Below are 12,305 nucleotides of genomic sequence, written 5' to 3'. Positions count from 1 at the left end.
TATTTGTGGAGTGGGTAACGTGCAATTTCAAATAGGAGATATGGTAGCCAGGAAATCCTATCAAATGGATGTTTTATTTCGCATTATCGGTATAGAGCAAACAAGCAACGGAAATTCAATTGCCATCCTGCATGGTGACGAAGTCAGATTGATTGCGGATGCTGATTTTTCTGATTTGGAGCCTGTCAGAAAAGACGAACAGGCCATGAGAAAGAAAAGAGATGAAAGCAGGATGAATGAATCTCTCGAGCTGCTCCGCCAGGATTATAAGCTGCTTCGGGAAAAACAGGAATATTATGCGACAAATCAATATCAGCATCAGGAGCACTACTTTCATATGCCCGGAAAGGTATTGCATCTGGACGGCGATGAGGCCTATTTGAAAAAGTGCCTGAACTTTTATGAAAAAATCGGTGTGCCGGTATACGGAATTCATTGTCATGAGAAAAAAATGCCGGCATCAATTGACGAGCTGCTTGATAAATACAGGCCGGATATTTTAGTCATCACCGGCCATGATGCATATTCCAAGCATAAGGGAGGCGTGAATGATTTAAGCGCCTACAGGCATTCCAAACACTTTGTCGAAACCGTTCAAAGAGCGAGGCGTAAAGTCCCTCATTTGGATCAGCTGGTCATATTCGCGGGGGCGTGCCAATCTCATTTCGAGTCTTTAATCAGAGCGGGCGCGAATTTCGCAAGTTCTCCGTCACGCGTCAATATCCACGCGCTTGACCCGGTATATATTGTCGCGAAAATCAGCTTCACCCCATTTATGGAGCGGATCAATGTATGGGATGTCCTGAGAAATACGCTGACGAGAGAGAAAGGGCTGGGAGGAATTGAAACGAAGGGTGTGCTGCGTGTCGGTATGCCGTATAAATCAAATGGATGAGTGATAAAACCCGCATATATTTCGCTATGCGGGTTAATTATTTTACATATTGATACATAAATTTCCGGAACTTGTGAAAAATAACGCAGAAATCAATAGAATTTTGTCAAAATAATTTTGTTGACAATGACTTATTAACGTTGATATAATTTAAATTTTATTTGACAAAATTGGGCTCTTGTTGTACAATAAATGTAGTGAGGTGGATGCAATGGCGAAGACGTTGTCCGATATAAAAAGATCGCTTGATGGGAATTTAGGTAAACGGCTTACGTTAAAAGCAAACGGCGGCCGCCGAAAAACGATTGAGCGTTCGGGCATTTTAGCTGAGACGTACCCTTCTGTTTTTGTGATACAACTAGATCAAGACGAGAATTCGTTTGAAAGAGTTTCATACAGTTATGCTGATATTCTGACTGAGACTGTTGAATTGACATTCAATGACGATGCGGCAAGCTCAGTAGCATTTTAATGGGCAGTGAACCTTTTGTTTACTGCTTTTTGTTTTGCCTTCTAAAGCTCTTCTAATTATTCCCTCGAAAGTTTCAGCCGATTAAACGGAAGCTATAGGTGTCACATGTTTTATCGTGGCGTGCACGAATGGTGATCAATTCTATAAAAGGGGTTGTTTCGTTTGGGCAGACGTCGTGGAGTTATGTCAGATGAGTTCAAATATGAGCTGGCGAAGGACCTTGGTTTTTACGATACGGTGAAAAACGAGGGCTGGGGAGGCATTCGGGCGCGTGACGCCGGGAATATGGTAAAACGCGCGATTGAGATTGCCGAACAGCAGATGGCGGCTCAGAACCAAAATAACCGATAATGCAGTGGCCCGGGGGACAATCCGTTCCCCGGTTTTTTCTATCGGCCGTCAAAACCGGCTTCAATTTCGGATAAGTACCTCCGGGTCTCCAAATGTGATACAATGTTCATACTTATGTTTAGATGGAGAAGTAGGTGAAAGCTATGCGTATTTTAGAAAAAGCGCCGGCCAAAATCAATCTGTCCCTCGATGTGACAAGTAAACGCCCGGATGGTTATCACGAAGTGGAGATGATCATGACGACAATTGATTTGGCAGATCGGATTGAACTGACAGAACTGCCCGAAAACGTTATCAGAGTGGCGTCGCATAATCGCTTTGTTCCGGATGATCAAAGGAATCTGGCTTATCAGGCAGCCAAACTGCTTAAAGAACGATTTCAAGTCAAAAAAGGCGTTTCCATTATGATTACAAAAGTGATCCCTGTAGCGGCAGGGCTTGCCGGCGGAAGCAGCGATGCGGCAGCCACGCTCAGAGGGCTGAACAGGCTTTGGGATTTAAAGCTTTCTGTCGAAGAGCTCGCGGAGCTTGGAGCTGAAATCGGTTCAGACGTGTCCTTCTGTGTATACGGAGGCACTGCTCTGGCAACCGGACGCGGTGAGAAGATCAGGCACATCAGTGCTCCGCCTCATTGCTGGGTCGTGCTCGCCAAACCGACGATCGGGGTATCGACTGCCGAAGTGTACCGCCGGCTGAACTTACAGCAGGTTCGGCATCCTGATGTGCAGGCGATGATTGACGCGATTGAAGAAAAAAGCTTCCAAAAGGTATGCGGACAATTAGGAAACGTATTGGAGTCGGTTACGCTCAGCCTCCATCCCGAGGTGGCGATGATTAAAAATCAAATGAAACGCTTCGGCGCTGATGCGGTGTTAATGAGCGGAAGCGGACCGACTGTATTCGGTTTGGTTCAATACGAATCGAAGGTGCAGCGGATTTATAACGGGTTAAGAGGTTTCTGTGATCAAGTGTACGCGGTGCGGATGATCGGCGAACAGAATGCTCTTGATTAAATCCGTATGTTAAGTTATATTATTTTTAAATTATTCGGATTTTGGGGGTAAGTTCATGAAGTTTCGTCGCAGCGGCAGATTGGTGGACTTAACAAATTATTTGTTAACCCATCCGCATGAATTAATACCGTTAACGTTTTTCTCAGAACGGTATCAATCAGCAAAGTCATCAATCAGTGAAGATTTAACGATTATTAAACAGACCTTTGAACAGCAAGGCATTGGGACGCTGCTTACAGTGCCGGGAGCTGCCGGAGGCGTCAAATACATTCCGAAAGTGAAACAGGCTGAAGCAGAAGCGTTTATACAGGAGCTGGGACAGTCTTTAGTAAATCCTGAGCGTATCCTTCCGGGCGGTTATGTATATTTAACGGATATCTTAGGAAAACCATCTGTCCTCTCTCATGTAGGCAGGCTTTTTGCTTCCGTTTTTGCGGAGCGGGAGATTGATGTGGTGATGACCGTTGCGACAAAAGGAATCCCTCTTGCTTACGCAGCGGCCAGTTATCTGAACGTTCCGGTTGTCATCGTGCGAAAGGACAACAAAGTGACTGAAGGCTCCACGGTGAGCATCAATTATGTATCAGGGTCATCTAACCGCATTCAAACGATGTCGCTTGCGAAAAGAAGTTTGGCTACGGGTTCGAACGTTTTGATTATTGACGATTTTATGAAAGCCGGCGGCACCATTAACGGCATGATCAGTCTGCTTGATGAGTTTAACGCAAACGTTGCGGGAATAGGCGTCTTGGTTGAAGCCGAGGGAGTGAATGAACGGCTTGTCGATGAATACATGTCACTGCTCACGCTTTCAACCATCAATATGAAAGACAAAACGATTGAGATTCAAAACGGCAATTTTCTGCGATTTTTTAAAGAACAGCATTTAAAGAATGGGGAGACAGAAAAATGACAAAAGCAATCCATACAAAACACGCGCCGGCAGCGATCGGGCCATATTCACAGGGAATCATCGTAAACAACATGTTTTACAGCTCAGGCCAGATTCCTCTTACTGCTGAAGGAGAAATGGTAAACGGTGATATCACAGAGCAAACGCATCAGGTGTTCAGCAATTTAAAAGCTGTGCTGAAAGAAGCGGGCGCTTCTCTCGAGACGGTTGTCAAAGCAACGGTGTTTATTGCTGATATGGAGCAGTTTGCGGAAGTGAATGAAGTGTACGGACAATACTTTGATGTACATAAGCCGGCAAGGTCTTGTGTGGAAGTGGCGAGACTGCCGAAAGACGCTCTCGTGGAAATTGAAGTCATTGCGCTGGTGAAATCTTAAATCTCAGAAAAGTGGTTCCGTCTCCGGGATCACTTTTTTTATGCAGTATATGATCCCCAAATATGGTTTATCACCTAATTGTGTATGTATATCCTATATTTTCAAAAAAATTTTTTGAAACGTGCAGGAATTTAAAAAGAATCGTGGAATTGTTAGACTAATGCTTTTATATAGGGAAAAGGTGGTGAACTACTGTGGAAGTTACTGACGTAAGATTACGCCGCGTGAATACCGATGGTCGCATGAGAGCGATTGCATCCATCACGCTGGATCACGAATTTGTCGTACATGATATTCGTGTGATTGATGGAAACAATGGTCTTTTCGTTGCGATGCCGAGTAAACGCACCCCTGATGGAGAATTCCGCGATATTGCTCATCCTATTAATTCCAGCACGCGGGGCAAGATCCAGGATGCTGTTTTAAATGAGTATCATCGTTTGGGTGATTCTGAAGCATTAGAATATGAAGAAGCCGGGGCTTCTTAAACATAACAAAATGTAAGGACTGCTGATAAAGGCTGACACAAGGCCTTTTCCGGCAGTCCTTTTTTAAATCTGATTTTTCAGTAATAAAGCGATTACATAGAAAATTCTTGCACTTTTTGATGTCTTCTTGAAATCAACAGCTATTTAGGATATATTTTTCTATGGATAAAAGGGATATTGGAGGCCATTAAATGGATAAGCGGTTTGCAGTGATTTTAGCTGCCGGAAAAGGAACGAGAATGAAATCGAAGCTTTACAAGGTCCTTCATCCGGTATGCGGAAAGCCTATGGTAGAGCACGTCGCAGACGAAGCTCTGAAATTATCTTTAGCGAAGCTTGTCACCATCGTAGGACACGGCGCCGAAGATGTGAAGAAGCAGCTCGGACAGAAAAGCGATTACGCTCTCCAAGCAGAACAGCTCGGTACGGCTCATGCGGTCAAACAGGCAAAACCATTTCTTCACGGAGAAAAGGGTGTCACGATCGTTATTTGCGGCGATACACCGCTTCTGACGGCGGAGACGATGGAAGCCATGCTGAATGAACATACAGACAAAGGTGCAAAAGCCACGGTGTTAACGGCCGTTGCCGACGATCCCGCCGGATACGGAAGAATCATCCGCAGTGAAGACGGCGCCGTTCAAAAAATCGTGGAGCACAAGGATGCTTCGGAGCAAGAACGTCTTGTGAAAGAAATTAACACGGGAACGTACTGTTTTGATAACGAGGCTCTTTTTCGTGTCATCGAACAGGTTTCGAATGAAAATGCCCAAGGCGAGTATTATCTGCCGGATGTGATCGAAATCCTCAAAGACGAAGGCGAAACTGTTGCCGCTTACCAGACTGGTAACTTCCAAGAGACGCTCGGAGTGAATGATAGAGTCGCTCTTTCTCAGGCTGAAATGTATATGAAAGAGCGTATTAACAAACGGCATATGCAGAACGGAGTCACTTTAATCGATCCGATGAATACGTACATCTCACCTGACGCACGTATCGGACAAGATACAGTTATTTATCCCGGAACTGTGTTAAAGGGACAAGCTGAAATCGGCGATGAATGTGTCATCGGCCCCCACACTGAGATAGAGGACAGCTCAATCGGCAGCCGCACTGTGATTAAACAATCCGTTGTCAATCGCAGCAAAGTTGGGAATGATGTAAATATCGGTCCTTTTGCTCACATCAGACCCGATTCCGCAATCGGCAATGAAGTGAAGATCGGAAACTTTGTTGAAATCAAGAAAACACAATTCGGCGACCGGAGCAAAGCATCTCATTTAAGCTATATCGGTGATGCCGAAGTGGGCACGGATGTGAATCTGGGATGCGGCTCCATCACGGTCAATTATGATGGGAAGAAAAAGTATTTAACCAAAATTGAAGACGGCGCCTTTATTGGCTGCAACTCCAATCTGGTCGCTCCTGTTACAGTGGGAGAAGGCGCGTACGTCGCTGCGGGTTCAACCGTAACTGAAGATGTGCCGGGCGAAGCGCTTGCCATTGCCAGAGCAAGACAAGTAAATAAAGAAGATTATGTGAAAAATATTCATAAAAAATAATCCTAAAATCGGAGGTTTACCATGTCTAACGAATACGGAGATAAGAATTTAAAGATTTTTTCTTTGAATTCAAATCCAGAACTTGCAAAAGAAATCGCGGATAATGTAGGGGTTCAATTAGGAAAGTGCTCTGTTACAAGATTCAGTGACGGAGAGGTCCAGATCAACATAGAAGAAAGTATTCGCGGCTGTGATTGCTATATCATTCAGTCTACAAGTGCGCCGGTCAACGAGCACATCATGGAATTGCTGATTATGGTTGACGCTTTAAAGCGCGCTTCCGCGAAAACAATCAACATTGTCATTCCGTACTACGGTTATGCGCGCCAGGACAGAAAAGCAAGATCACGTGAACCGATTACGGCAAAACTTTTTGCAAACCTGCTTGAAACAGCGGGTGCGACACGCGTGATCGCGCTTGATTTACACGCGCCGCAAATTCAAGGTTTCTTTGATATTCCGATTGACCACTTAATGGGTGTTCCGATTTTAGGCCATTACTTTGAAGGTAAAGACTTGAAAGATATTGTTATTGTTTCTCCTGACCACGGCGGTGTGACGCGCGCCCGCAAACTTGCGGACCGTCTGAAAGCGCCGATCGCGATTATCGACAAACGCCGTCCTAGACCGAATGAGGTAGAAGTGATGAACATCGTCGGTAACGTGGAAGGTAAAACAGCGATTCTGATCGATGATATTATTGATACGGCCGGCACAATCACACTTGCCGCTAACGCGCTGGTTGAAAACGGAGCTGCAGAAGTGTATGCATGCTGTACGCACCCTGTACTGTCAGGTCCTGCCGTTGAGCGGATCAATAACTCTAAAATCAAGGAGCTTGTCGTAACGAACAGCATTAAGCTTCCTGATGAGAAAAAAATCGAACGCTTTAAGCAGCTTTCTGTCGGACCGCTTCTGGCTGAAGCGATTATCCGCGTTCACGAGAAACAATCTGTCAGCTATTTATTCAGCTAAACCGAAACTTTAAGGTTTAAATCCCAGTTATTGTGGGTATTGTTCTAATAGGACGATAAAACGATAATTAGGATGGTGCTGAATATGGCAACTTTAAAAGCAAATGAAAGAACAGATTTTAAACGTTCGACGCTTCGGAAAATCCGTCATTCAGGACATGTTCCAGGGATTATATACGGTAAAGAAACAACGAATACGCCTGTCTCTTTAGACAGTGTCGAATTGCTTAAAACATTGCGGGACGAAGGAAAAAACACGATTATCACAATTGATGTCAACGGAAATCAGCAATCGGTTATGGTGACTGATCTTCAGACAGACCCGCTCAAAAACGAATTGACGCACGCCGATTTTCAAGTCGTGAATATGAGTGAGGAGCTGGAGGCCGAGGTGCCGATTCAGCTGACGGGAGAGGCGAAGGGAGTCAAAGACGGAGGCGTCATCCAGCAGCCGCTGCATGAGCTTTCGATTAAGGCCAGACCGAAGGACATCCCTCAGACAATCAATGTTGATATTTCCGGACTTGAGATGAATGATGTGCTGACCATCGCAGATCTGACTGCTGACGGCAATTATACATTTACAAACGACCCGGAAGAAGTCGTGGCTTCCATCCTTCCTCCTAAGCAGGAAGCATTCGAAGAAGATGCAGAACCGTCTCCTGGGGAAGAGCCCGAAGGAGAAAATCAATAAGCGCTTTAAGACGTAACCCGCCCGAGGTTACGTCTTTTGTGCTAGAATGAGAAGAATTACAGCGATGTTGAGGGAGGATTTACGATGCTTGTGATTGCCGGTCTCGGTAACCCCGGGAAAACCTATGAGAACACGAGACATAATGTCGGCTTTATGGCCATTGACGAGCTTTCTAAAGAATGGAATATTGAATTGAATAAAACGAAATTCAACGGACTTTACGGAATCGGTTTTGTTTCCGGAAAAAAAGTTCTACTTGTTAAACCGCTTACATATATGAATTTATCAGGGGAATGTTTGCGGCCGCTACTGGATTATTATGATGCCGATCATGAAGATCTGAAAGTCATATACGATGACCTTGATCTTCCGACGGGAAAAATCAGGCTCCGGACGAAGGGGAGCGCAGGCGGACATAACGGAATTAAATCGCTTATACAGCACCTCGGAACCCCTGAATTTGACCGGGTCAGAATCGGAATCGGCCGCCCCGTCAACGGAATGAAAGTCGTTGACTATGTACTGGGAGCTTTTACGAAGGAAGAAGCGCCGCATATCAATGATGCCGTCTCAAAAACCGTAAAAGCCTGCGAAGCTTCCTTAACGAAACCATTTTTAGAAGTCATGAACGAATTTAATGCAAATGTATAAGATAAATAATGGGAGACCATACTAGGGAAAAATGATTTTTTCACATCAGGAGGTCCAACGTATGGCTTTGCATTATTTCTGCCGCCACTGCGGCTTTAAGGTAGGGAGCCTGGAATATTCGACGGTGCCGACACAGTCACTTGGATTTCAGCACTTAACAAATGAGGAAAGAAACGATATGATTTCATATAAAGACAATGGAGATGTCCATGTTCTTACAATTTGTGAAGACTGCCAAGAGGCGCTGGAGCGCAATCCGCACTACCATGAACACAACACATTTATTCAATAAGAAGCTTTGGTGTAGATTCTAGACCAAAGCGTTTTTCTGTTCTTGCAGAAAATAGAGAGGAGGGCCCATATGGACAACATTCAAACCTTTATTAAAGAAAGCGATGATTTTAAATCCATTGTCAACGGTTTACATGAGGGGCTGAAGGAACAGCTGCTTGCGGGTCTGTCAGGTTCCGCGCGTTCTGTTTTTACCTCCGCCCTTGCACAGGAAACGAAAAGGCCGATTTTCTTTATCACCCATAATTTATATCAGGCCCAAAAAGTGACGGAAGATCTGACGGCGCTTCTCGGGGATCAATCTGTTTTTTTATACCCCGTGAATGAATTGATTTCTTCAGAAATTGCGGTAGCGAGCCCTGAACTGCGCGCTCAGCGGCTTGATGTCATTAATAGATTAACAAACGGAGAAGCGCCGGTCGTTGTGGCGCCCGTTGCGGCAGTGAGAAGAATGCTTCCGCCGAAGGAGCTGTGGAAAAGCAGCCAGCTCGTCATTTCACTCGGAGACGAAATAGAACCGGATCAGCTGTCCGCGCGCCTTGTAGAGGTGGGGTATGAGCGTTCCGATATGGTTTCTGCACCCGGTGAATTCAGTATTCGCGGCGGAATTATCGACATTTATCCGCTGACGTCGGAGCATCCGGTGCGAATTGAACTGTTTGATACGGAGGTCGATTCCATCAGAAGCTTCAATTCTGATGACCAGAGATCAATTGAGACGCTCAAACATGTGGCGATCGGACCGGCGAAGGAATTGATCATCAGGGCGGAAGAAAAAGCCCGGGCGATGGAAAGGCTCGATAAAGGGCTTGCCGACAGTCTGAAAAAGCTGAAGCAGGACAAACAAAAGGAAATGCTTCATATCAATATCTCACATGATAAAGAACGGTTATCAACGGGACAGACTGATCAGGAACTTGTGAAGTATCTCTCGTACTTTTACGAAAAACCTGCTAGTTTGCTAGATTATACACCGGCAGACACGTTGTTACTGTTAGACGAGGTCAGCCGCATTCATGAAATGGAGGATCAGCTGCAAAAAGAAGAGGCCGAATTTATGACAAGTCTGCTCGAGGAAGGGAAAATTCTGCATGACATTCATTTATCCTTCAGCTTTCAGGAGCTTATGAGCGAAAAGCGGCGCCCGGCTATTTATTATTCATTATTTTTGCGTCATGTCCAGCATACAAGCCCTCAGAATATCGTGAATGTGACAAGCCGGCAGATGCAGAGTTTTCACGGGCAGATGAATGTGCTCGCAGGTGAAATGGAGCGCTTTAAGAAATCAAACTTCACCGTCGTCTTTTTAGGCGCAAATAAGGACAGAACCGACAGATTGGCATCCGTGCTGGCCGATTACGAAATTGAAGCCGCAAAAACGGACAGCTCCAAAGCGCTTGTGCAAGGACAGGTCTATGTCATGGAAGGCGAGCTGCAATCCGGTTTTGAACTGCCGCTGATGAAGCTGGCCGTCATTACGGAGGAAGAGCTGTTCAAAAACCGAATCAAGAAAAAGCCGAGAAAGCAGAAGCTGACAAATGCCGAACGGATCAAAAGCTATTCCGAGCTTCAGGTCGGCGACTATGTCGTCCACGTCAACCACGGGATCGGTAAGTATTTGGGGATCGAAACACTAGAAATCAAAGGCATTCATAAAGATTACCTCAACATTCATTATCAGGGCAGCGATAAGCTGTACGTCCCTGTAGAACAAATCGACCAGGTGCAGAAGTACGTCGGCTCTGAAGGAAAAGAACCGAAGCTTTATAAACTGGGCGGCAGTGAATGGAAACGGGTGAAGAAAAAAGTTGAAAACTCCGTTCAGGATATTGCCGATGATCTGATTAAGCTTTATGCGGAACGGGAAGCAAGCAAGGGCTATGCGTTCTCGCCGGATCATGAAATGCAGCGGCAGTTCGAATCTGCTTTCCCTTATCAGGAAACAGAGGACCAGCTCCGTTCCATTCAGGAGATTAAAAAGGATATGGAAAGAGAGCGCCCGATGGACCGTTTGCTTTGCGGTGATGTGGGTTACGGGAAGACGGAGGTAGCCATCCGAGCGGCCTTTAAAGCGATCGCCGACGGAAAGCAGGTCGCGCTTCTTGTGCCGACGACAATACTCGCGCAGCAGCATTATGAAACCATTATGGAGCGTTTCCAGGACTATCCGATTAACATCGGTCTTCTCAGCCGATTCAGAACGAGAAAAGAATCCAATGAAACGATTAAAGGCCTGAAAAACGGAACGGTAGACATCGTAATCGGAACCCACAGGCTCTTATCTAAAGACGTCGTCTATAAAGATCTCGGCTTGCTCATCATTGATGAAGAGCAGCGCTTCGGCGTAACGCATAAGGAAAAAATCAAACAGATCAAAGCCAATGTCGATGTGCTGACTCTTACAGCGACGCCGATACCGCGCACGCTTCATATGTCCATGCTCGGTGTGCGGGACTTATCTGTTATTGAAACGCCGCCGGAAAACCGTTTCCCTGTTCAGACATATGTCGTGGAATACAACGGCGCGCTTGTGCGGGAAGCCATCGAAAGAGAACTGGCGCGCGGAGGACAGGTATATTTCTTGTACAACCGCGTGGATGACATCGAGCGGAAGGCTGATGAAATTTCCATGCTTGTTCCCGATGCGAAAGTGGCATATGCCCACGGAAAAATGACCGAAAATGAATTGGAAAGCGTCATGCTCAATTTTCTGGAAGGGGAATCAGACGTCCTTGTCAGCACGACTATTATTGAGACAGGCGTAGATATACCAAATGTCAATACCTTGATTGTGTTCGACGGAGACAAAATGGGGCTGTCTCAGCTGTATCAGCTGAGAGGACGGGTCGGCCGTTCCAACCGCGTCGCTTACGCGTATTTTACGTACCGCAGAGACAAAGTGCTCACTGAGGTGGCGGAAAAACGGCTGCAGGCGATTAAAGAATTTACCGAGCTGGGATCAGGCTTTAAAATCGCCATGCGTGACTTGACGATCAGGGGAGCGGGGAACCTTCTCGGCGCCCAGCAGCACGGCTTTATCGACTCAGTCGGTTTTGACCTGTACTCGCAAATGCTCAAGGAAGCGATTGAAGAGCGGAAAGGCGATATTCCGAAAAGCGAACAGTTTGAGACAGAAATCGATATCGAGCTTGACGCGTATATTCCTGAAAACTATATACAAGACGGCAAGCAAAAAATCGACATGTACAAACGGTTCAGGTCAATCGCCACAATTGAGGAGAAAAATGAGCTTCAAGATGAAATCATCGACAGGTTCGGCAGCTACCCTAAAGAGGTTGAATGGCTGTTTACGGTTGCTGAGATGAAGGTATACGGAAAATATGAACGCGTCGAACTCATCAAGCAGGATAAAGACGCGATCAGATTTACCATTTCTGAAGAGGCCAGCGCACAGATTGACGGCCAGAAATTGTTCGAACTCGGCAATAAATACGGCCGGCAGATCGGACTGGGAATGGAAGGGAAAAAGCTGAAAATCTCAGTACAGACGAAAGGCCGCAAAACGGAAGAGTGGCTGGAGACCGTGCTCGGCATGCTGAAAGGCCTTCAGGATGTGAAGAAAGAAACAATCGCGTCTTCATAAAAATTGTTACTCTCTGGTGT

Annotated in this window: 13 protein-coding genes; all 13 read left to right on the top strand. The window is 45.8% G+C overall.

Annotated elements, in window-relative coordinates; genetic code table 11:
* Nucleotides 1-19: 19 nt before the first annotated feature.
* Nucleotides 20-895 (top strand): sporulation peptidase YabG, encoded by an 876-nt coding sequence (yabG, locus tag AC3WTF_RS18015; protein ID WP_004264691.1) that lies wholly within the window; start codon nt 20-22, stop codon nt 893-895.
* Nucleotides 896-1,106: 211 nt separating this feature from the next.
* Complete coding sequence (gene veg, locus AC3WTF_RS18010; protein ID WP_003218330.1) at nt 1,107-1,367, top strand: biofilm formation stimulator Veg; 261 nt, start codon at nt 1,107-1,109, stop codon at nt 1,365-1,367.
* A 162-nt stretch (nt 1,368-1,529) separates the two neighbouring features.
* Nucleotides 1,530-1,718, top strand: a complete 189-nt coding sequence (locus tag AC3WTF_RS18005) for a small, acid-soluble spore protein, alpha/beta type (protein ID WP_011996172.1) — start codon at nt 1,530-1,532, stop codon at nt 1,716-1,718.
* A 143-nt stretch (nt 1,719-1,861) separates the two neighbouring features.
* Nucleotides 1,862-2,731 carry a 4-(cytidine 5'-diphospho)-2-C-methyl-D-erythritol kinase gene (gene ispE, locus AC3WTF_RS18000; protein WP_007409927.1) on the top strand — a complete coding sequence of 290 codons (870 nt, stop codon included), beginning with the start codon at nt 1,862-1,864 and terminating at the stop codon, nt 2,729-2,731.
* A 55-nt stretch (nt 2,732-2,786) separates the two neighbouring features.
* Nucleotides 2,787-3,644, top strand: coding sequence for a pur operon repressor (gene purR / locus AC3WTF_RS17995; protein WP_004264666.1), 858 nt, complete (start codon nt 2,787-2,789; stop codon nt 3,642-3,644).
* Entirely contained in the window at nt 3,641-4,021 is a 381-nt protein-coding gene (gene ridA, locus AC3WTF_RS17990; protein ID WP_004264663.1) for a 2-iminobutanoate/2-iminopropanoate deaminase, read from the top strand. The genes purR and ridA overlap by 4 nt, the downstream gene beginning before the upstream one ends.
* A gap of 194 nt (nt 4,022-4,215) precedes the next feature.
* Complete coding sequence (spoVG, locus tag AC3WTF_RS17985; protein ID WP_004264660.1) at nt 4,216-4,509, top strand: septation regulator SpoVG; 294 nt, start codon at nt 4,216-4,218, stop codon at nt 4,507-4,509.
* 191 nt (nt 4,510-4,700) lie between these two features.
* Nucleotides 4,701-6,071, top strand: coding sequence for a bifunctional UDP-N-acetylglucosamine diphosphorylase/glucosamine-1-phosphate N-acetyltransferase GlmU (gene glmU / locus AC3WTF_RS17980; protein ID WP_004264658.1), 1,371 nt, complete (start codon nt 4,701-4,703; stop codon nt 6,069-6,071).
* Nucleotides 6,072-6,092: 21 nt separating this feature from the next.
* On the top strand, nt 6,093-7,046 hold the full coding sequence (locus tag AC3WTF_RS17975; protein WP_007409928.1) for a ribose-phosphate diphosphokinase: 954 nt from the start codon (nt 6,093-6,095) through the stop codon (nt 7,044-7,046).
* An 84-nt stretch (nt 7,047-7,130) separates the two neighbouring features.
* Entirely contained in the window at nt 7,131-7,739 is a 609-nt protein-coding gene (locus tag AC3WTF_RS17970) for a 50S ribosomal protein L25/general stress protein Ctc (protein WP_014416724.1), read from the top strand.
* Nucleotides 7,740-7,823: 84 nt separating this feature from the next.
* Nucleotides 7,824-8,390, top strand: coding sequence for an aminoacyl-tRNA hydrolase (gene pth / locus AC3WTF_RS17965; RefSeq protein ID WP_015239025.1), 567 nt, complete (start codon nt 7,824-7,826; stop codon nt 8,388-8,390).
* 61 nt (nt 8,391-8,451) lie between these two features.
* On the top strand, nt 8,452-8,682 hold the full coding sequence (gene fin / locus AC3WTF_RS17960; RefSeq protein ID WP_004264650.1) for an anti-sigma-F factor Fin: 231 nt from the start codon (nt 8,452-8,454) through the stop codon (nt 8,680-8,682).
* 69 nt (nt 8,683-8,751) lie between these two features.
* Entirely contained in the window at nt 8,752-12,285 is a 3,534-nt protein-coding gene (gene mfd, locus AC3WTF_RS17955) for a transcription-repair coupling factor (RefSeq protein ID WP_007409931.1), read from the top strand.
* Nucleotides 12,286-12,305 lie beyond the last annotated feature (20 nt).

This window comes from Bacillus sp. EB106-06-01-XG163 (assembly GCF_058791615.1).
Note: the sequence above shows the minus strand (reverse complement) of the source record. Positions and strands in the feature narration are given on the sequence as shown.

Coding starts and splice junctions, on each gene's coding strand:
- veg (WP_003218330.1), top strand. CDS start 1,107: ATGGCGAAGACGTTGTCCGATATAAAAAGATCGCTTGATGGGAATTTA.
- ispE (WP_007409927.1), top strand. CDS start 1,862: ATGCGTATTTTAGAAAAAGCGCCGGCCAAAATCAATCTGTCCCTCGAT.
- purR (WP_004264666.1), top strand. CDS start 2,787: ATGAAGTTTCGTCGCAGCGGCAGATTGGTGGACTTAACAAATTATTTG.
- ridA (WP_004264663.1), top strand. CDS start 3,641: ATGACAAAAGCAATCCATACAAAACACGCGCCGGCAGCGATCGGGCCA.
- glmU (WP_004264658.1), top strand. CDS start 4,701: ATGGATAAGCGGTTTGCAGTGATTTTAGCTGCCGGAAAAGGAACGAGA.
- AC3WTF_RS17975 (WP_007409928.1), top strand. CDS start 6,093: ATGTCTAACGAATACGGAGATAAGAATTTAAAGATTTTTTCTTTGAAT.
- AC3WTF_RS17970 (WP_014416724.1), top strand. CDS start 7,131: ATGGCAACTTTAAAAGCAAATGAAAGAACAGATTTTAAACGTTCGACG.
- pth (WP_015239025.1), top strand. CDS start 7,824: ATGCTTGTGATTGCCGGTCTCGGTAACCCCGGGAAAACCTATGAGAAC.
- fin (WP_004264650.1), top strand. CDS start 8,452: ATGGCTTTGCATTATTTCTGCCGCCACTGCGGCTTTAAGGTAGGGAGC.
- mfd (WP_007409931.1), top strand. CDS start 8,752: ATGGACAACATTCAAACCTTTATTAAAGAAAGCGATGATTTTAAATCC.